Source organism: Kosakonia sp. N21, from assembly GCF_050587465.1.
Classification (GTDB): Bacteria; Pseudomonadota; Gammaproteobacteria; order Enterobacterales; family Enterobacteriaceae.
This window is the reverse complement of record NZ_JBOBHR010000008.1, coordinates 211347-230335: the sequence shown is the minus strand read 5'-3', so window position 1 is coordinate 230335 and position 18989 is coordinate 211347. Positions and strand designations below refer to the sequence as shown.

Below are 18989 nucleotides of genomic sequence, written 5' to 3'. Positions count from 1 at the left end.
CAGGCTGATAAACTTGGGACGTGTGAAATTAAGCGAGTAAACGATGATCAGCGAAGCAGAGTATCTGGACTCTTATGATGCCAGCCGTTTTCCTTCACCTTTGGTGACGGTCGACAGTGTGTTGTTTACCCTGCATCAGCAGGTGCTTTGCGTGTTGTTGGTTGAGCGCGCCAGCCAGCCGCAACAAGGCCGCTGGGGGTTACCTGGTGGTTTTATTGATATGGCGAAGGACGATTCCACCCGCGCCACGGCGCTGCGTAAACTGACCGAGAAAACCGGCGTCTCTCCCTCCTGGCTTGAACAACTGGATACCTTCTCCGGCCCGCAGCGCGACCCGCGCGGCTGGAGCCTGACCGTTGCCTGGTTTGCCCTGATCTCGTGGGTTTCTTGCGCACCGCACATTGCCAGCGTCAGCAATGCCAAATGGGTGCCGGTCAGCGAACTTGACCAGTATGAGCTGGCTTTCGATCATCGGGATATCATTCAGGCGGCTCAGCACCGGCTACGGCAGAAAACCATGTACTCGCTGCTGCCGGTTTACTGTCTGCCGGAAACATTCACGCAGACGCAACTCCAGGAGGCGACCGAGATTATTCTTGGCCAGCCCATCCAGCGTAAGAGTCTGATCCGCCGTTTTGAAGCGTCCGGCATGTTTGAAGAGACCGGGGAAAGCGTGGCGACCGGGGCGCGAAAAGCGCGGCTGTGGCGGCGCAAACCGGATGTGGATATCCACCTGTTTTCGCGCAATTTACTGGCGGATGGCTAATGTCTGCACCCGCAATCGCGCAGGTGCAGATACCCGATCACTTCACATAGCCGTCTGTTTTAAGAAGTTTGTCCAGCGTTTTGAGTTCAGAATTGAGATCATCAGCGTCGTTTTCCAGCAGCGCCTGGTGTTGCTGATGAAACGCGCTTCTTAAGCGTCGCATCATCTCCAGTTGCTCTTCTACCGACTTTTGCCGCTGTTGGTCGTCGAGCAATTGTTCCGAAAGGGTCTGCCCCTGGGTGACAATCATTTCAACACCGGGCAGATACCGGTCTAAAAAACGCCGCCCCGGCACTTCATCCCTTTTGTCTGTTTCCATGCATTGCAGGATCTGGCGCGCTGACGCAGTAATCTGCGCCAGTTCAGCCAGTAGCGGAGCGGGCAGCCCTCTCTTTTTTTCCAGGCTCGCGATGCGCTGCGCCAGCAACTGATCCGCTTCGGCGGCTGTTTGTTGCGCTTTTTCGGCTTCCGCAAGAATCGCCAGTTGGACTTCACGTTTCCGCGCGGCAATCTTCAGTGACCACGCATACAGGAGATAGCCGACAAAGAGCAACGCGAAGAATGCAAGGTAGACGGGATGCGCACTGTATTCATAGACCTGCCGGTACATCGATATAGACATAATCATTAAAAATACATACAGCACATGGATGTTGCTAAGCCGTCCCCAGCCCCGATAGAGATGCACGAGCATCGCCATCATTCCCGCCCAAAATGGCAGCGCGATGGCATCTCCCACAAAAAGCCAGAAAAGGCCGGCCAACGCCCCCACAACCAGCGCAATGCGATCAAAGAACAGCGTGCGACCCAGCAGAATAAAACAAAACCAGTTCACCACCGCGAAGCAGGCTGCGAGTCCCCCCACATCTTTCCCCAATTCGGTATCCACCTGCGTGGCGAAACGGGCTGAGTAGGCGGAATATAACAAGCCCGCGACAAACATCAGTATCCGGGCGGTGATACGGTTCAAACGGTTGCTGTAATAGGCATCCAGCGAGTGTGTAATTTTCTCGAGCATGGTCTCTTCCTGCTTACTGCTGACCCGCCGTTCCGCTGGCGATGGAGGCCAGACGGGTGCGCAGCTCGTTTTCCATTGTGAGGAGCTCTTTTTCTACTTCAGCCCGGCGTTGACGCGCGTCAGTCGCAATTTTCACCGACTCTTCAATGGTGCTCAGCAACCGCGACTGCACATCGCGCAGGGTGTCGATATCCACCACTGACCGCTCCACCTCACGCGCCGTTTCCAGCGTGCCGGTTTGCAGCATTTCCGCATTGCGGCGCAGTAAATCATTGGTGGTATCCGCCACCTCTTTTTGCAGTTTCGCCGCCTGACGCTGGGTTTGCAGCGACATGGCCAGCGCTATCTGGCTTTTCCATACCGGAATGGTGGAAAGAATGCTGCTCTGGATCTTTTCCGCCAGTGACTGGCTGTTGCTCTGCATCAGGCGAATTTGCGGGGCGGACTGCATCGCAATCGTGCGCGATACCATCAAATCATGCAGGCGACGCTCAAAGCGCTGAATGCCTTCCAGCAGATCGCGCACGCGCTGCGCATTCATCGGGTCCGATGCAGCCTGCGCCTGCAACGCGGGCAGTTCGTTCTGTTTTACCTGCTCCAGCTTTTGCTTACCGGCAATAATGTGCAGCGTAATTTGCTGAAAAACCTCGCGGTTACGCTCAAAGAGGGTCTCAAGCACCGAAATATTACGCAGCAGATCAACCATCGCGTCATTCAGCTTTGCGGTAATGCTTTCCACCTGCTGAGACAGCGTCTGGTACTCCAGCAGCGTGCGCTCAATGCGGTTAAACAGCGATCCCAGCAGCGGCAGCGAGGCGAGAAAGCCCGGTTTTTGCTCAAAGGCGCTGATATCCACCCCTTTGATTTTTTGCAGTAGCTCGGTCAGTTGCGTACCGATAATGCCCGCATCTTTTGCCCGCACTTCCTGCATCAGGGAGTCGGAGAACTGCGAGATGCTGTTCATGGTTTTTGCGCCGAAGCCCAACGAAAACGCCGGGTCGTTAATATTGATCTCTTCGACAATATGCTGGATTTGCGCGTGATCCGCCGGGGTTAAATGTTCACTGCCGGGCAGGTCATTCATCGACTGGTTTACTTGCTGCGGTGCTGCGAGGTCAAGCGAGGTATTTTCCGTCATCCAATACGTCCTCAATGGGTAAATGGCAGACAGCAGTAATCTTATGTAATCGCTGGTTTTCTTGAGTCTTTATAAGGCTGTCTGTAAAGGCTAATACGTTACAACAGCAGCAAAGTATTAAACAGCCCAATTGTTAGCAAGTATAATAACCGTCTATTAACTTAAATTTTTTATTAAGATGGCAGATATTACACCGGCAAATTTCCTTGAAAATCAGGGAGACGCGCACAACTTTCATCCGATGCCGGGTGCGCGCAATCCGCATCTACAAACGATGCTGCCACGTCTTTTACGTCGTCGCCTGCAGTTTGAGCCGTGGTGGCAGCGCCTTGAACTGCCGGATGGCGATTTTGTTGATCTCGCCTGGAGTGAAGAACCGTATCAGGCGCGGCATAAACCGCGTTTGGTGGTGTTTCATGGTCTTGAAGGCAGCCTGCACAGCCCTTACGCCCACGGTCTGGTTCATGCCGCCAGGCAGCGCGGCTGGCTGGGCGTGGTGATGCATTTCCGTGGCTGTAGCGGCATCCCTAATCGTCTCAACCGCATCTATCACTCGGGTGAAACCGAAGATGGCACCTGGTTTTTGCACTGGCTGCGCCAGACGTTCGGCGCAGCGCCGACGGCGGCAGTCGGTTACTCTCTGGGCGGCAACATGCTCGGCTGCCTGCTGGCGAAAGCCGATGACAACCTGCCGGTCGATGCGGCGGTGATTGTGTCAGCGCCGCTGGTGCTGGAAGCGTGCAGCTACCACATGGATAAAGGGTTCTCCCGCGTTTATCAGCGCTACCTGCTGAACTTGCTGAAAGCCAACGCTGCGCGGAAATTACGCGCTTACCCAGGCTCGCTACCGTTAACGCTGTCGGCACTGCGCAAAGTGCGTCGCATCCGCGAGTTTGACGATCTGATCACCGCGAAAATCCACGGCTTTGCCGACGCGCTGGACTACTATCGCCGCTGTAGCGCAATGCCGGTATTGCCGGATATTCGCAAACCGACGCTGATCATTCACGCCAAAGACGATCCGTTTATGGATCATAACGTGATCCCGGATGCCGGGCATTTGCCAGCGAACATTGAGTATCAATTGACCGAACACGGGGGTCATGTCGGTTTTGTCGGCGGAACGTTACGCCACCCGGAAATGTGGCTTGAAACGCGCATTCCGGACTGGCTGTCCGCATATCTGGAGTCCAAATGATCATTCCCTGGCAAGATATCGCAACCGAAACGCTGGATAATCTCATTGAGAGCTTTGTCTTGCGTGAAGGCACCGATTATGGTGAACATGAACGTTCGCTTGAACAAAAGGTCGCCGACGTTAAACGGCAACTGCAACGCGGTGAAGCCGTGCTGGTGTGGTCTGAACTGCACGAGACGGTAAATATTATGCCGCGCGGGCAGTTCCGGGACTAACAGGGTGCAAGGCGGCTGGCTATACTGAAAACAATCGTTGATTCAGGGAGTTGCTATGTCCGCCAAACACCCGGTTATTGCCGTCACCGGTTCCAGCGGTGCGGGAACCACCACCACCAGCCTCGCCTTCCGTAAAATCTTCGCCCAGCTTGGTATGCAGGCCGCCGAGGTGGAAGGCGACAGTTTTCATCGCTATACCCGTCCGGAAATGGATATGGCGATCCGTAAAGCCCGCGATCTTGGGCGGCATATCAGCTACTTTGGCCCGGAAGCGAATGATTTTGGGCTGCTGGAGCAAACCTTTCGCGAATATGGTCAGACCGGCAAAGGTCAGGCGCGAAAATATCTCCATACCTACGATGAAGCCGTGCCGTGGAATCAGGTGCCGGGTACGTTTACCCCCTGGCAACCGTTGCCTGAACCCACAGATGTACTGTTTTACGAAGGGCTGCACGGCGGTGTTGTGACGCCGCAGCATGATGTGTCGCGCTATGTGGATTTGCTGGTCGGTGTGGTGCCGATTGTTAACCTGGAGTGGATCCAAAAGCTGGTGCGCGATACCAGCGAACGCGGGCATTCCCGTGAAGCGGTAATGGATTCCGTCGTGCGCTCAATGGAAGACTATATCAACTTCATCACCCCGCAATTTTCCCGCACCCATATTAACTTCCAGCGCGTCCCGACCGTCGATACCTCAAACCCGTTTGCGGCAAAAGGCATTCCCTCGCTGGATGAGAGTTTTGTGGTGATCCATTTCCGTAATCTGGAAGGGATTGATTACCCGTGGCTACTGGCCATGTTGCAGGGTTCGTTTATTTCCCATATGGACACGCTGGTAGTGCCGGGCGGTAAGATGGGGCTGGCGATGGAGCTGATTATGACGCCGCTGGTGCAACGGCTGATGGAAGGGAAAAAGATCAAATAGCGGTCGGCGTATAATGCCCGGTACGCCTGACGCTACCGGGCATCGTCCATCAGGCTTCGATGACTTCGTAGGAATGGGTGATGTTCACCGCTTTTTCCAGCATCAATGCCACAGAGCAGTACTTCTCCGCCGACAGATCCACAGCACGAGACACCGCCGCGTCTTTCAGATCGCTACCGGTGACGATAAAGTGCAGGTTGATATGCGTAAACAGACGCGGCGCTTCTTCACGACGTTCCGACGTCAGTTTCACTTCGCAGTTCGTCACGTTATGACGCCCTTTTTGCAGGATTGAAACCACGTCGATCGCGCTGCATCCGCCTGCAGCCATCAGCACCATTTCCATCGGGCTTGGCGCTTTGTCGCCTGAGTTGCCGTCCATCAGGATTTGGTGGCCCGATGCGGACTCACCGAGGAACGTTAACCCTTCCACCCATTTCACACGAGCCTGCATTTTAATTTACTCCGGAGTTGCAATTTTCTTTACAGATTACGCGTACATAACAAAAGTCGCAACGGAAGGCGACCTGCGTCATGCTGAAGCGAGACACCAGGAGACATGCGGTAAAAGCTATGCTAAAACAATCTGGATGCTACAGAGATACATTGACATTACGCATGTACGCAAAGGACATCATACATTAGAGACCGCAGATGACGCTGACGGTCCACTTCCAGGGATTTTGGAAGCGAAGACACGAAGTCGAATGATAGCGTGTATAGATTGCAACCCCAGAAGCAGGGTGCACATCCTGTGTCTGGAGACAGCTTATAACAGAGGATAATCGCGCATGGTGCTTGGCAAACCGCAAACAGACCCGACTCTCGAATGGTTCTTGTCTCATTGCCACATTCATAAGTACCCGTCGAAGAGCACGCTGATTCACCAGGGTGAAAAAGCAGAAACGCTGTATTACATCGTTAAAGGCTCAGTGGCAGTGCTGATCAAGGATGAGGAAGGGAAAGAGATGATCCTCTCCTACCTGAATCAGGGAGATTTTATCGGTGAACTGGGGCTGTTCGAAGAAGGTCAGGAGCGCAGTGCATGGGTACGCGCTAAGACCGCATGTGAAGTGGCCGAAATCTCCTACAAAAAATTCCGTCAGTTGATCCAGGTTAACCCGGACATTCTGATGCGTCTCTCCTCGCAAATGGCGCGCCGCCTGCAGGTAACGTCGGAGAAAGTTGGTAACCTCGCATTCCTGGACGTAACAGGCCGTATCGCACAAACGCTGTTGAACCTGGCGAAACAGCCGGATGCCATGACCCACCCGGACGGCATGCAAATTAAAATTACCCGTCAGGAAATTGGTCAGATCGTCGGTTGTTCCCGTGAAACAGTGGGCCGTATTCTGAAAATGCTGGAAGATCAGAACCTGATCTCCGCCCACGGTAAAACCATCGTGGTTTACGGAACACGTTAATCCGCAAAACGGCGCGTTGGTCATCCGGCGCGCCGTTTTTGTTTCCCCATGTGGCGCAGGCTGATTTATCACCCCGAAATCAACTATGCACTGCGACAAACGCTGGTGTTATGTTTGCCCGTGGCCATCGGGTTAATCGTCGGCCATCTCCAACAAGGCCTGCTGTTTTCTCTGGTTCCTGCCTGTTGCAACATTGCCGGTCTTGATACCCCGCATAAGCGCTTCTTTAAACGTTTGATTATTGGCGGCTCGTTGTTCGCCGGATGCAGTCTTGCCGTGCAGCTTCTGCTGGCCGAAGCGCTGCCTCTGCCGCTGATTTTTACCGTCCTCACCTTACTGCTCGGCGTGACTGCCGAGATCAGTGCACTGCACGGGCGCTTGCTGCCTGCGTCGTTGATAGCCGCGATCTTCACGCTGAGCCTTGCGGGCAGTATGCCAGTGTGGGAGCCGCTGCTGATTTATGCGCTGGGTACGCTCTGGTACGGCGCGTTTAACTGGTTCTGGTTCTGGATGTGGCGGGAACAACCGCTGCGCGAATCGCTCAGCCTGCTCTACCGGCAACTGGCTGATTATTGCGAAGCCAAATACAGCCTGCTGACGCAGCATGCCGATCCGGAAAAAGCCTTGCCACCGCTGCTTGCGCGCCAACAAAAAGCGGTGGATATGATCAGTACCTGCTATCAGCAACTGCATATGCTGGCGGCCAATCAACACAATGACTACAAACGCCTGCTGCGCGTCTTCCAGGTTGCGCTGGATTTACAGGAACATATTTCTGTCAGCCTGCACCAGCCGGAAGAGGTGCAAAAACTGGTGGAACAGACCCATGCTGAACAGGTGATCCGCTGGAATGCGCAAACCGTCGCCGCCCGCCTGCGCGTCCTGGCGGATGACATCCTCTATCACCGCTATCCGACACGTTTCACAATGGACAAGCAAATTGGCGCGCTGGAAAAAATCGCCCGCCAGCACCCGGAAAACCCGGTCGGACAGTTTTGCGCCTGGCACTTTAGCCGTATCGCCCGCGTGCTGCGAACCCAGCGTCCACTCTATCTGCGCGATTTGATGGCCGAAAAACAGCGCCGTCTGCCGCTTATTCCGGCGCTCAGAAGCTATTTATCATTGAAATCCGCGGCGTTGCGTAATGCCGCGCGTATCAGCGTGATGCTCAGTATCGCCAGCCTGATGGGCAGTGCGCTGCATTTGCCGAAGCCGTACTGGATCATGATGACCATCATGTTTGTGACGCAAAACGGCTATGGCGCAACACGGGTGCGTATTGTGCACCGGGCGGCCGGCACGCTCGCCGGGCTGATGATTGCCGGGATTGCCCTGCACTTTCACGTACCGCTTGGTTTTACGCTGGCGGCAATGCTGCTGATCACCCTGATAAGCTATCTGATTATCCGTAAGAACTACGGCTGGGCGATGGTCGGCTTTACCATTACCGCCGTGTATACCCTGCAACTGCTGACGCTCAACGGCGAGGAGTTTATCGTCGCCAGACTGATCGATACCCTGCTCGGCTGCCTGATTGCCTTCGGCGGCATGGTCTGGCTATGGCCGCAATGGCAAAGCGGCCTGTTGCGGCAGAACGCCCACGACGCGCTGGAAACCGATCAGGAGGCTATTCGCCTGATCCTCAGCGATAGTCCGCAGCCTACCCCGCTGGCCTGGCAACGGATGCGCGTCAACCAGGCGCACAATGCGCTGTTCAACTCACTGAATCAGGCCATGCTGGAGCCGGGGTTCAATACCCGCTATCTGGAGGACATGAAGCTTTGGGTGACGCACAGCCAGTTTATCGTTGAGCATATCAACGCCATGACCACCCTCGCGCGCGAACACACCATGCTGACGCCGGATCTGGCGCAACGCTATCTGCAATCCTGTGAAATTGCACTGCAACGCTGCCAGCAGCGACTGGAGTATGACGGGCCGGGCGAGTCGGGGGATGTGAATATTCTGGAGGCGCCGGAGACATTGACCCACGGGCCGATGAGCACTCTGGAGCAACATCTACAGCGGGTGCTCGGGCATCTGAACACCATGCACACCATTTCGTCGGTGGCATGGCGTCAGCGCCCGCATCATGGCATCTGGCTGGCCCGCAGACTGCGGGGTTAGCCGTTGATCACTTTTGCCACTGCAGCGGCAAAGCGATTCATCCCTTCGTTAATGTCTTGCACGTCTATCACCAGCGAGGGCGCAAAGCGCATCACATCCGGGCCGGCATTCAGCACCATTACGCCCGCATCGGCCGCCGCGTAGAGGAAATCACGGGCGCGGCCTTTAAACTCTGCTTTTAACTCTGCGCCAATCAACAGCCCCATACCGCGAATGTCGCTGAACAGGTCGAATTTCTCGCCGATTTGCTGCAAATGTTTAACGAACAGCTGGCGTTTTTCATTCACTCCGCTCAGCACGTCTGGCGTATTGATAATATCAAACGCCGTCCCGGCAACGGCGCAGGCCAGCGGGTTGCCGCCGTACGTCGAACCGTGTGAACCGGCATGGAACGCGCTGGCAATCTCATGCGTGGTCAGCATGGCGCTGATGGGGAAACCGCCGCCCAGTGCTTTCGCGCTGGTGAGAATGTCCGGCGTGACGCCATAGTGCATATAAGCAAACAGCTCACCACAACGCCCCATACCGCACTGGACTTCATCAAACACCAGCAACGCATCGTGCTGATCGCACAGTTCACGCAAGCCTTTAAGAAACGCCGGCGTTGCCGCGGTGACGCCGCCTTCACCCTGAATCGGCTCAACCACCACCGCACAGGTGTGATCGTCCATCACTGCTTTTACCGCATGCAGATCGTTAAACGGGACATGGATAATGTCTGCCGGTTTCGGACCAAAGCCGTCGGAGTACTTCGGCTGACCACCCACGCTCACAGTGAACAGCGAACGGCCATGGAAGGCATGATGGAACGCGATGATTTTGGTTTTATACGGGCTGTGACGCGTAGATGCATAAAAACGCGCCAGCTTAAATGCGGTTTCGTTGGCTTCAGTACCGGAGTTCATGAACACCACGCGCTCGGCAAACGTGGCGTCAATCAGTTTCCGCGCCAGGCGAAGTGCCGGTTCGTTAGTGAACACATTGCTGGTATGCCACAGGGTTTCCCCCTGCGTTTTCAGCGTTTCCACCAGCGCCGGATGGCAATGACCTAACGCCGTGACGGCAATACCACCTGCAAAATCAACATACTCTTTACCCTGCTGATCCCACACACGGCTGCCTTTTCCCTTCACCGGGATAAACTCGGCTGGTGCGTAAATTGGCAGAATAACGTCATCGAATGTTGCGCGCGTAATTGCGTCTTGCTGAGTTGCCATGTCATGCCCACCTATTAATATGCAGCATTGATTATGAAAATATAATCACGAAATATGCATAAAAAATCACTGCATGGCAACCACAAATCACCGGATGAGGAAGTTTTTCAGTAGCTGATGCCCTTGCTCGCTCAGGATGCTTTCCGGGTGAAACTGCACCCCTTCCAGATCCCACTGTCGGTGACGGATCCCCATAATTTCCCCGCTTTCACTCCACGCCGTGACCACAAAGTCGCCGGATAACGTAAGCGGATCGATAACCAGTGAATGGTAACGCGTGACGGTTAATGGATTATTAAGGCCGGTGAACACCCCGCTGCCATCATGGCTGATTGGCGAGGTTTTGCCGTGCATCACTTTTGCCGCACGCACGATCGTTGCGCCAAATGCCTGCGCGATCGCCTGATGCCCAAGACAGACACCAAGAAGGGGACATTTTCCGGCGTAATGGCGGATCACGTCTAACGAAATACCGGACTCATCCGGCGTGCAGGGGCCGGGTGAGATAACGATTTTTTGCGGTGCCAGCGCAGCGATATCCGCCAGTCCTATCTCATCATTACGTCTGACCTCTACGCTTGCCCCTAATTCGCAGAAATATTGATACAGGTTCCAGGTAAAAGAGTCGTAATTGTCGATAAGCAGGATCATGGTGGCCTCTGTGGTAGCAAACCGCGCTAGTTTACTCGCTTTCGCTGGCTTCGCTTACTACTTTGCTGAAGATCGCGCAGAGCGGCGCTAAATCCCCCATTGCTCCGGCCTGGTTCGCCGCCCCCCAGCGCGCAGGGTCGGCTTCCCGCCAGTCAAGAGAGAAACCGGCGTGCAGCGCCAGCTGTTCAAAGAAAATACGCTGCGCAATGCCATTACCAAGGCGGAACGGATGCAGCATATTGATTTCACAGTAGTAGTGGGCCAGACGTGCGACAAACTCCGCCTTTTCCAGGCCGCACAGCCACTCTTCATTTTCCAGTTGCTGCATCAGCGCATTGCCCTCTTTTTCGATGTACCCGAAATGGCAAAAGCGTGTATCGCCCTGATAGATATCGACCTCACGAAACCGCCCGGCCCAGTCAAATACATCCTGATAGAGGTGATGATGGATAGCGCACAAATGCGGCAAACCGCGCGCAAGCGGACCAAGCCCCAGCGTCGCTGCACGTAAGGCCGTCAATTCATACGCAGCCTGTTCCAGCCGTTGCGCTTGCCGGATGCTTAACACATTGCGCATCACGTTCAAACCGGGGTAGAGATAGGGATCGCGCCCGTCGCCAAATTTATCGCTCATAGTGCCTCCTGAGTTCATCAAGACGCGCATTCGCTTCGGCGGGGGTGAGCGTCACCAGAGGCGTGTCAACACCCTCCAGACGCCTGCTGGCCTGGAAATTGGCGTTGCGCTGCTGCTCCCAGAGACGGGATTTTTGCCTGTCGGTGAGTTTTTTGGTCATAGCGCCTCCCTGTTTCACACAGTTGCCACAAGTATAAGCAGCAATTTTGCGTTACGCAGAGCGCGCGAAGCGGCACGGGCCGGTTGACCCGTGCGGAAGAGACTTACGGCAGTACTTTCGCGGAAAGGATAACTATCGGTTTTGACGGGACATTCTGGTAAGGACCGAAGTCATGCGTCTGTACCTGAGAAATCTTATCGGCGACATCCATGCCTTTCACAACTTTACCGAAGACCGCATAGCCGAAATCGCGCTGGCCATGATCGAGGAAGGCATTATCCGCAACGTTGATAAAGAACTGGCTGGTGGCGCTGTCTTTATCTGCCGTACGCGCCATCGCAATGGTACCGCGGGTATTACGTAAACCGTTGTCGGCTTCGTTTTTGATCGGCGGGTTAGGCTGCTTTTGCTGCATCTGCTCGTTGAAGCCCCCGCCCTGAACCATAAACCCCGGGATCACACGGTGAAACGTCGTGTTGTTGTAAAAACCGTTGTTCACATAATCAAGGAAGTTTTTCACCGACACAGGGGCTTTCTGGTTGTTCAGCTCCAGTTCGATATTACCTGCAGAGGTGGTGAGCAGAACATGGGGGTCGCCTTTTGCGGCGAACGCAGCAGAGGAGAGACCGGAAAGCACAAAAACAGCCGCAACAGCCGCCAGAGTCGATTTAACCATTAGGTTTCCTTAACGAAGAGCAGTAAAGAAAGCGAGTGGCTTGATTCTAAAGAGCAGTCAGCCAGCAGGCCAGCCTTTTACTCAATTTTACGTATTTGGAAACATATGTAACACCAGGCAGCGCTTTGCAAAAGCATACCGCCTGGTGAATCGCTATTTTTGTGCGTTATGACGGCTGAACACCACCTCTTCACCGCCATTATCTGTCTGCACCCAGGTTTGCGCTGGTTGCGTAGTGGCAATCACCCGCCCCTGACGAATCGACCAGCGTACCGACGCCTGGCAACGCACGGCGTCAAAACCGCTTTCCACCGGTAAAATAATCATATTTGCCGGATTGCCCGGAACAATGCCGTACTCTGTCAGACCAAAGGTGCGGGCGCTGTTATGGGTGATTAAGCGCAGCCCCTCATCAATTTGCTGATAGCCCATAAGCTGACAAACATGCAGTCCCATATGCAATACCTGCAACATATTGCCCGTGCCCAGCGGATACCAGGGATCGAACACGTCATCGTGACCGAAGCAGACATTAATGCCCGCCGCCAGCAGCTCTTTTACCCGCGTAATGCCCCGACGTTTGGGATAATCGTCAAAGCGCCCCTGCAAATGAATATTGACCAGCGGATTGGCGACAAAGTTAATGCCGGAGAGTTTTAACAAGCGGAACAAACGGGAAGTATAAGCCCCATTATAGGAGTGCATGGCAGTGGTATGGCTGGCGGTCACACGCGGGCCAATACCCATTTTTAACGCCAGCGCCGCGACCGTTTCCACAAAGCGCGACTGCTCATCATCAATTTCATCACAGTGGATATCCAGCGGGCGATCATACTTCTGCGCCAGCGCAAAGGCGATGTGCAGCGATTCGACGCCATACTCACGGGTAAATTCAAAATGCGGGATCGCCCCCACCACATCCGCACCTAACCGGAGCGCTTCTTCCAGTAACGCTGCGCCATTGGGGTAGGAGAGGATCCCTTCCTGGGGAAAAGCGACGATTTGCAAGGTTATCCATGGCGCCACTTCGGCTTTCACTTCCAACATTGCTTTTAATGCCGTCAAGGAAGGATCGGAAACATCAACATGGGTGCGTACATACTGCACGCCGTTGGCCATTTGCCATTTCAGGGTTTGCCACGCGCGGCGCTTCACATCCTCATGGCTGAGCAACGCCTTGCGCTCGGCCCAGCGTTCAATGCCTTCAAACAGCGTACCGGATTGATTCCAGTTCGGCTCCCCGGCGGTTTGCGTGGTGTCGAGATGAATATGCGGCTCAATGAACGGCGGCAACGCCAGTCCGCCGCGCGCGTTCAGCACCTCATAACTGTCGCTGTGCGACGACCCCATCGGCGTGATATCACCAAAGCGTCCGTTCTCGATCGCAATTTGCCACACGCCATCGCGATCCGGTAAATGCACATTCTGAACTAACCAAAGCGGTGCTGCAGACATAACGCTACTCCCTCTGTTTTCGTCTGCTATTTCGGATCAGACGAGCAGGCAAAAAGACCTCTCTTTTTGTACACAATTTCTGCAAACCAGAAAAGCCTGTTATATCCACAACTTATAAAAACCAATAAAAATCAATCATCTACTCATTAAGTGGTATGCGAAGATGTATTTGATGCACATCAATAAGCCCCGAAGCTGAATCGTTAAGGTAGGCAGTAATAGAAAAGAAATCGAGGCAAAAATGAGCAAAGTCAAACTCGCTATCATCGGTAACGGCATGGTCGGCCACCGCTTCATTGAGGACCTCCTCGATAAAGCCGACGCGTCCGAATTCGACATTACCGTTTTCTGTGAAGAGCCGCGTAAAGCCTACGACCGCGTCCATCTCTCTTCCTACTTCTCTCATCACACGGCTGAAGAGCTGTCGCTGGTCCGCGAAGGTTTTTACGAGAAACATGGCGTTAAAGTGTTGGTCGGCGAACGCGCTATCACCATTAACCGTCAGGAAAAGGTGATTCACTCCAGCGCCGGGCGCACCGTCTGGTATGACAAACTGATCATGGCGACAGGTTCGTATCCGTGGATCCCGCCAATCAAAGGTTCTGAAACGCAGGACTGTTTCGTCTACCGCACCATTGAAGATTTAAACGCCATTGAGTCGTGCGCGCGTCGTAGCCGCCGAGGCGCAGTGGTAGGCGGCGGCCTGCTCGGTCTGGAAGCCGCAGGGGCGCTGAAAAACTTAGGCGTCGAAACGCACGTCATTGAATTTGCGCCGATGCTCATGGCGGAGCAGCTCGACCAGATGGGCGGCGAGCAGCTTAAACGCAAAATCGAAAGCATGGGTGTGCGTGTGCACACCAGCAAAAACACCAAAGAGATTGTCCAGCAAGGCTCGGAAGCGCGTAAAACGATGCACTTTGCCGACGGCAGCGCGCTGGAAGTTGACTTTATCGTCTTCTCTACCGGTATTCGCCCGCGCGATAAGCTGGCCACGCAATGCGGCCTGGAAGTCGCGCAACGCGGCGGTATTGTCATTAACGACACCTGCCAGACCTCCGATCCGGATATCTACGCCATCGGCGAATGCGCAAGCTGGAGCAATCGCGTTTACGGTCTGGTCGCGCCGGGTTACAAAATGGCGCAGGTCGCCGTGGATCATATTCTTGGCAAGCAAAATGCGTTTGAAGGCGCGGATCTTAGCGCCAAGCTGAAACTGCTCGGCGTTGACGTTGGCGGCATTGGCGATGCGCATGGCCGTACACCGGGCGCACGTAGCTACGTTTATCTTGATGAAAGCAAAGAAGTCTACAAACGCCTGATTGTCAGCCCGGATAATAAAACCCTGCTTGGTGCGGTACTGGTGGGTGACACCAGCGACTTCGGCAACCTGTTACAACTGGTGCTGAACGCCATTGAGCTGCCGGAAAACCCGGACGCGCTGATCCTGCCGGCGCATGCCAGCAGCGGCAAACCCTCTATCGGTGTCGATAAGCTGCCGGATAGCGCACAGATTTGCTCCTGCTTCGATGTGACCAAAGGCGACCTGATTGCCGCCATCAACAAAGGCTGCCATACGGTTGCGGCGCTGAAAGCCGAAACCAAAGCCGGTACCGGCTGCGGCGGGTGTATCCCTCTGGTGACACAGGTACTGAATGCGGAACTGGCGAAACAGGGCATCGAAATCACCAACAACCTGTGCGAACACTTCGCCTATTCGCGCCAGGAGCTGTATCACCTGATTCGCGTAGAAGGGATCAAATCCTTCGACGAACTGCTGGCGAAATACGGTAAAGGCTACGGTTGCGAAGTGTGTAAACCGACCGTTGGCTCACTGCTGGCATCCTGCTGGAATGAGTACATCCTGAAAGCGCAACATACGCCGTTGCAAGATACCAACGATAACTTCCTCGCCAACATTCAGAAAGACGGCACCTATTCGGTGATCCCGCGTTCCGCCGGTGGTGAAATCACCCCGGAAGGTTTGATGGAAGTCGGTCGAATCGCCCGCGAGTTTAATCTTTACACCAAAATCACCGGGTCGCAGCGTATTGGTCTGTTTGGCGCGCAAAAAGATGACCTGCCGGAAATCTGGCGTCAGCTGATCGATGCTGGTTTCGAAACCGGTCATGCCTATGCCAAAGCGTTACGCATGGCGAAAACCTGCGTCGGCTCGACCTGGTGTCGTTATGGCGTTGGCGATAGTGTCGGGCTCGGCGTTGAGCTGGAAAACCGCTACAAAGGCATCCGTACGCCGCACAAAATGAAATTCGGCGTTTCCGGCTGCACCCGTGAATGTGCGGAAGCGCAGGGCAAAGATGTGGGGATCATCGCCACTGAGAAAGGCTGGAACCTGTATGTCTGCGGTAACGGCGGTATGAAACCGCGTCATGCAGATTTGCTGGCGGCGGACCTCGACCATGACACGCTGCTGCACTATCTCGACCGCTTTATGATGTTCTACATCCGCACAGCAGACAAACTGACGCGTACCGCGTCCTGGCTGGACGGTATGGAAGGCGGCATCGAGTACCTGAAGAGCGTGATCATTGATGACAAACTCGGCTTTGATGCCCAGCTCGAAGCGGAAATGACTCGCCTGCGCAACGCGGTGATCTGTGAATGGACAGAAACCGTGAATACGCCAGCCGCGCAGGTACGCTTCAAACACTTTATCAACAGCGATCGTCGCGACCCGAACGTGCAGGTCGTGCCAGAGCGCCAGCAGCATCGTCCGGCGACCCCGTATGAACGCATCCCGGTAACGTTAGTGGAGGAAAACGCATGAGTCAGTGGAACACCATCTGCAAAATCGACGACATTTTGCCAGCCACCGGCGTTTGCGCCCTGGTGAACGATCAGCAAGTGGCGATTTTCCGCCCGCGCCACGACGACCAGGTTTACGCCATCAGCAATATCGACCCGTTCTTCCAGTCCAGCGTGCTGTCCCGCGGGCTGATTGCGGAGCATCAGGGCGAGCTGTGGGTCGCCAGCCCGCTGAAAAAACAGCGTTTCCGCCTGCGTGACGGGCTGTGCATGGAAGATGAAAGCCGCTCTGTCGCGCATTTTGATGCGCGCGTTAAAGACGGTGCCGTACAGATTAAAGCGTGATACCCCGGCGGGGGTGCAATGCTCCCGCCGTTACTTTTTGATTTTTAAACTTTTCTTTTTAACTTTGGATAATCAACACTATGTTTACCGACACGATTAATAAGTGCGCGGCTAACGCTGCGCGCATTGCACGCCTCGCGTCACAAAATCCGCTGGGTTTTTGGGTGAGTTCCGCGATGGCAGGCGCTTACGTTGGGCTTGCCATTATTTTGATTTTCACGCTCGGCAATCTGCTCGATCCCTCCGTTCGTCCGCTGGTGATGGGGGCAACATTTGGTCTTGCATTAACGCTGGTGATCATCGCGGGTTCTGAGCTGTTTACCGGCCACACCATGTTTCTGACGCTGGGCGTTAAAGCAGGCAGCATCAGCCACGCTCAGATGTGGACGATTTTGCCGCAAACCTGGCTGGGTAACCTGCTGGGTTCCGTTTTTGTTGCTCTGCTCTACAGCTGGGGCGGCGGCAGCCTGCTGCCGGTGGATACCTCTATTTTGCACACCGTTGCGCTGGCAAAAACCAACGCGCCAGCCTCGGTGCTGTTCTTCAAAGGCGCCCTGTGCAACTGGCTGGTCTGCCTGGCAATCTGGATGGCGATCCGCACCGAAGGCGCGGCGAAATTCATTGCTATCTGGTGGTGTCTGCTGGCGTTTATCGCTTCCGGCTACGAGCACTCCGTTGCCAATATGACCCTGTTTGCGCTCTCCTGGTTTGGTCATCATAGCGATGCATATACCCTCTCTGGCATTGGCCATAATCTGCTGTGGGTAACGCTGGGCAATACTTTCTCCGGCGCCGTATTTATGGGGCTGGGTTACTGGTATGCTACGCCAAAATCAGAGCGTCCTTCTGCGGTCAACACCGTGAAAAGCCAGCCAATAGCAGATAACTAATTTATCGGGGTAATGTCGTGGATCACTTACCAATTTTTTGCCAGCTACGCGATCGCCACTGCCTGCTCGTCGGCGGCGGCGATGTTGCGGAACGTAAAGCCCGGCTGTTAATGGACGCGGGTGCACGACTTACCGTCAATGCTCTCTCTTTTGTTCCCCAGTTCACCGTCTGGGCTGAGGAAGGCATGCTGACTCTGGTGGAAGGCGAATTCACCGAAACGCTGCTGGATGCGTGCTGGCTGGCCATTGCCGCCACCGACAATGAAGCGGTGAATCAACGCGTCAGCAATGCCGCAGAAGCACGCCGCATTTTCTGTAACGTGGTGGATGCCCCCACACAGGCGAGCTTTATCATGCCGTCAATTATCGACCGCTCGCCGCTGATGGTGGCCGTCTCCTCCGGCGGCACGTCGCCGGTGCTGGCGCGTTTGCTGCGTGAGAAACTGGAGTCGCTGCTGCCGCAACATCTCGGGCAGGTGGCGTTGTTCGCCGGAAAGCTGCGCAACCGGGTGAAGCAGCATTTTGCCACCGTCAGCGAGCGCCGTCGCTTCTGGGAAAAACTGTTCGTTAACGACAGACTCGCGCAGTCCCTGGCTAACCAGGACATGTCTGCCGTCAACAACATCACCGAGCAGTTGCTGGCGGAGCCGCTGGACAGCCGTGGCGAAGTGGTGCTGGTTGGCGCAGGCCCCGGCGATGCCGGGTTGCTGACCCTGAAAGGTTTGCAGCAAATCCAGCAGGCGGATGTGGTGGTGTATGACCGGCTGGTCTCCGACGACATTATGAAGCTGGTGCGCCGCGATGCGGATCGTGTATTCGTCGGTAAGCGCGCAGGTTACCACTGCGTACCGCAGGAGGAGATCAACCAGATCCTGCTGCGCGAGGCGCAAAACGGTAAACGTGTCGTGCGACTGAAAGGCGGCGATCCGTTTATCTTCGGGCGCGGCGGTGAAGAGCTGGAAACCCTGTGCCATGCGGGCATTCCTTTCTCGGTTGTGCCAGGCATCACGGCAGCCTCGGGATGTTCCGCCTATTCCGGCATTCCGTTAACCCACCGCGATTATGCGCAAAGCGTCAGGCTGGTTACCGGGCATCTGAAAACCGGCGGCGAGCTGGACTGGGCCAACCTGGCGGCAGAAAAGCAGACGCTGGTGTTCTATATGGGTCTTAATCAGGCGGCCACTATTCAGGCACAGTTGATTGCGCATGGCATGCAGGAAGACATGCCGGTAGCGCTGGTGGAAAACGGCACCTCGGTGCAACAGCGCGTGGTCAACGGAAGTTTGTCGCAGCTCGGTGAGCTGGCGCAGCAGGTAGAAAGCCCGGCGCTGATTATTGTTGGCCGTGTGGTGGCGCTACGCGATAAGCTGAAGTGGTTTTAAAGACA

General features: G+C 55.0%; 19 protein-coding genes. 10 read left to right on the top strand and 9 right to left on the bottom strand.

From position 1 onward, the window contains the following. Positions 1-43 precede the first annotated feature (43 nt). The gene (locus ACQ3G7_RS19390; RefSeq protein ID WP_263099066.1) at positions 44-766 is read left to right on the top strand and encodes an NUDIX hydrolase; all 723 of its coding nucleotides are present in this window, start codon (positions 44-46) and stop codon (positions 764-766) included. A gap of 37 nt (positions 767-803) precedes the next feature. Here ACQ3G7_RS19390 and ACQ3G7_RS19385 read toward each other — a convergent pair whose 3' ends face one another. Both ACQ3G7_RS19385 and ACQ3G7_RS19380 read right to left on the bottom strand, forming a co-directional pair. Next, complete coding sequence (locus tag ACQ3G7_RS19385) at positions 804-1784, bottom strand: 5-bromo-4-chloroindolyl phosphate hydrolysis family protein (protein ID WP_430891349.1); 981 nt, start codon at positions 1782-1784, stop codon at positions 804-806. Positions 1785-1797: 13 nt separating this feature from the next. Further along, positions 1798-2922 (bottom strand): toxic anion resistance protein, encoded by a 1125-nt coding sequence (locus ACQ3G7_RS19380; protein ID WP_430891347.1) that lies wholly within the window; start codon positions 2920-2922, stop codon positions 1798-1800. Positions 2923-3100: 178 nt separating this feature from the next. Between ACQ3G7_RS19380 and ACQ3G7_RS19375 the strand changes: the two genes are divergently transcribed. The 3 genes from ACQ3G7_RS19375 to ACQ3G7_RS19365 are packed head-to-tail and all read left to right on the top strand — an operon-like array spanning position 3101 to position 5260. Then, entirely contained in the window at positions 3101-4120 is a 1020-nt protein-coding gene (locus ACQ3G7_RS19375) for a hydrolase (protein ID WP_430891345.1), read from the top strand. After that, positions 4117-4335 carry a YheU family protein gene (locus tag ACQ3G7_RS19370; protein ID WP_061492895.1) on the top strand — a complete coding sequence of 73 codons (219 nt, stop codon included), beginning with the start codon at positions 4117-4119 and terminating at the stop codon, positions 4333-4335. Before ACQ3G7_RS19375 ends, ACQ3G7_RS19370 begins: the two co-directional genes overlap by 4 nt. 55 nt (positions 4336-4390) lie before the next feature. Beyond that, positions 4391-5260 carry a phosphoribulokinase gene (locus ACQ3G7_RS19365; protein WP_430891343.1) on the top strand — a complete coding sequence of 290 codons (870 nt, stop codon included), beginning with the start codon at positions 4391-4393 and terminating at the stop codon, positions 5258-5260. 49 nt (positions 5261-5309) lie between these two features. On the opposite strand, the gene ACQ3G7_RS19360 is transcribed toward ACQ3G7_RS19365, so the two are convergent. Beyond that, on the bottom strand, positions 5310-5714 hold the full coding sequence (locus ACQ3G7_RS19360) for an OsmC family protein (protein ID WP_263099061.1): 405 nt from the start codon (positions 5712-5714) through the stop codon (positions 5310-5312). 337 nt (positions 5715-6051) lie between these two features. Here ACQ3G7_RS19360 and crp point away from each other — a divergent pair, with 337 nt between their 5' ends. Next, positions 6052-6684, top strand: coding sequence for a cAMP-activated global transcriptional regulator CRP (gene crp, locus ACQ3G7_RS19355; RefSeq protein ID WP_000242758.1), 633 nt, complete (start codon positions 6052-6054; stop codon positions 6682-6684). Positions 6685-6732: 48 nt separating this feature from the next. Next, on the top strand, positions 6733-8811 hold the full coding sequence (locus ACQ3G7_RS19350) for a YccS/YhfK family putative transporter (RefSeq protein ID WP_430891326.1): 2079 nt from the start codon (positions 6733-6735) through the stop codon (positions 8809-8811). Here the strand turns inward: ACQ3G7_RS19350 and argD are convergent. The 6 genes from argD to ACQ3G7_RS19320 all read right to left on the bottom strand — a co-directional run bounded on the left by argD (position 8808) and on the right by ACQ3G7_RS19320 (position 13604). After that, positions 8808-10028 carry a bifunctional acetylornithine/succinyldiaminopimelate transaminase gene (argD, locus tag ACQ3G7_RS19345; RefSeq protein WP_430891324.1) on the bottom strand — a complete coding sequence of 407 codons (1221 nt, stop codon included), beginning with the start codon at positions 10026-10028 and terminating at the stop codon, positions 8808-8810. The genes ACQ3G7_RS19350 and argD overlap by 4 nt on opposite strands. Positions 10029-10115: 87 nt before the next feature. Then, positions 10116-10679, bottom strand: coding sequence for an aminodeoxychorismate synthase component 2 (gene pabA / locus ACQ3G7_RS19340; RefSeq protein WP_430891322.1), 564 nt, complete (start codon positions 10677-10679; stop codon positions 10116-10118). A 31-nt stretch (positions 10680-10710) separates the two neighbouring features. Further along, positions 10711-11313 (bottom strand): putative adenosine monophosphate-protein transferase Fic, encoded by a 603-nt coding sequence (locus tag ACQ3G7_RS19335; protein WP_430891320.1) that lies wholly within the window; start codon positions 11311-11313, stop codon positions 10711-10713. After that, positions 11303-11473: a FicA/YhfG family antitoxin gene (gene ficA, locus ACQ3G7_RS19330; RefSeq protein ID WP_263099056.1), complete on the bottom strand. Its 171-nt coding sequence runs from the start codon at positions 11471-11473 to the stop codon at positions 11303-11305. Before ficA ends, ACQ3G7_RS19335 begins: the two co-directional genes overlap by 11 nt. Before the next feature lie 103 nt (positions 11474-11576). Beyond that, on the bottom strand, positions 11577-12149 hold the full coding sequence (ppiA, locus tag ACQ3G7_RS19325; RefSeq protein ID WP_263099055.1) for a peptidylprolyl isomerase A: 573 nt from the start codon (positions 12147-12149) through the stop codon (positions 11577-11579). A gap of 153 nt (positions 12150-12302) precedes the next feature. Beyond that, positions 12303-13604, bottom strand: coding sequence for a cytosine deaminase (locus ACQ3G7_RS19320; protein WP_430891317.1), 1302 nt, complete (start codon positions 13602-13604; stop codon positions 12303-12305). Positions 13605-13845: 241 nt separating this feature from the next. Here ACQ3G7_RS19320 and nirB point away from each other — a divergent pair, with 241 nt between their 5' ends. From nirB to cysG, 4 genes are all read left to right on the top strand, one after another. Continuing rightward, the gene (gene nirB, locus ACQ3G7_RS19315) at positions 13846-16389 is read left to right on the top strand and encodes a nitrite reductase large subunit NirB (RefSeq protein ID WP_430891315.1); all 2544 of its coding nucleotides are present in this window, start codon (positions 13846-13848) and stop codon (positions 16387-16389) included. After that, positions 16386-16712: a nitrite reductase small subunit NirD gene (nirD, locus tag ACQ3G7_RS19310; RefSeq protein WP_263099052.1), complete on the top strand. Its 327-nt coding sequence runs from the start codon at positions 16386-16388 to the stop codon at positions 16710-16712. Before nirB ends, nirD begins: the two co-directional genes overlap by 4 nt. An 80-nt stretch (positions 16713-16792) precedes the next feature. Then, the gene (gene nirC, locus ACQ3G7_RS19305) at positions 16793-17602 is read left to right on the top strand and encodes a nitrite transporter NirC (RefSeq protein ID WP_263099051.1); all 810 of its coding nucleotides are present in this window, start codon (positions 16793-16795) and stop codon (positions 17600-17602) included. Between the two features lie 17 nt (positions 17603-17619). Then, positions 17620-18984 carry a siroheme synthase CysG gene (cysG, locus tag ACQ3G7_RS19300; RefSeq protein ID WP_430891313.1) on the top strand — a complete coding sequence of 455 codons (1365 nt, stop codon included), beginning with the start codon at positions 17620-17622 and terminating at the stop codon, positions 18982-18984. Positions 18985-18989 lie beyond the last annotated feature (5 nt).

Coding starts and splice junctions, on each gene's coding strand:
- ppiA (WP_263099055.1), bottom strand. CDS start 12,149: ATGGTTAAATCGACTCTGGCGGCTGTTGCGGCTGTTTTTGTGCTTTCC.
- ACQ3G7_RS19375 (WP_430891345.1), top strand. CDS start 3,101: ATGGCAGATATTACACCGGCAAATTTCCTTGAAAATCAGGGAGACGCG.
- nirD (WP_263099052.1), top strand. CDS start 16,386: ATGAGTCAGTGGAACACCATCTGCAAAATCGACGACATTTTGCCAGCC.
- ACQ3G7_RS19385 (WP_430891349.1), bottom strand. CDS start 1,784: ATGCTCGAGAAAATTACACACTCGCTGGATGCCTATTACAGCAACCGT.
- ACQ3G7_RS19320 (WP_430891317.1), bottom strand. CDS start 13,604: ATGTCTGCAGCACCGCTTTGGTTAGTTCAGAATGTGCATTTACCGGAT.
- nirB (WP_430891315.1), top strand. CDS start 13,846: ATGAGCAAAGTCAAACTCGCTATCATCGGTAACGGCATGGTCGGCCAC.
- ACQ3G7_RS19360 (WP_263099061.1), bottom strand. CDS start 5,714: ATGCAGGCTCGTGTGAAATGGGTGGAAGGGTTAACGTTCCTCGGTGAG.
- ficA (WP_263099056.1), bottom strand. CDS start 11,473: ATGACCAAAAAACTCACCGACAGGCAAAAATCCCGTCTCTGGGAGCAG.
- nirC (WP_263099051.1), top strand. CDS start 16,793: ATGTTTACCGACACGATTAATAAGTGCGCGGCTAACGCTGCGCGCATT.
- ACQ3G7_RS19335 (WP_430891320.1), bottom strand. CDS start 11,313: ATGAGCGATAAATTTGGCGACGGGCGCGATCCCTATCTCTACCCCGGT.
- crp (WP_000242758.1), top strand. CDS start 6,052: ATGGTGCTTGGCAAACCGCAAACAGACCCGACTCTCGAATGGTTCTTG.
- pabA (WP_430891322.1), bottom strand. CDS start 10,679: ATGATCCTGCTTATCGACAATTACGACTCTTTTACCTGGAACCTGTAT.
- ACQ3G7_RS19365 (WP_430891343.1), top strand. CDS start 4,391: ATGTCCGCCAAACACCCGGTTATTGCCGTCACCGGTTCCAGCGGTGCG.
- ACQ3G7_RS19390 (WP_263099066.1), top strand. CDS start 44: ATGATCAGCGAAGCAGAGTATCTGGACTCTTATGATGCCAGCCGTTTT.
- ACQ3G7_RS19380 (WP_430891347.1), bottom strand. CDS start 2,922: ATGACGGAAAATACCTCGCTTGACCTCGCAGCACCGCAGCAAGTAAAC.
- argD (WP_430891324.1), bottom strand. CDS start 10,028: ATGGCAACTCAGCAAGACGCAATTACGCGCGCAACATTCGATGACGTT.
- ACQ3G7_RS19350 (WP_430891326.1), top strand. CDS start 6,733: ATGTGGCGCAGGCTGATTTATCACCCCGAAATCAACTATGCACTGCGA.
- ACQ3G7_RS19370 (WP_061492895.1), top strand. CDS start 4,117: ATGATCATTCCCTGGCAAGATATCGCAACCGAAACGCTGGATAATCTC.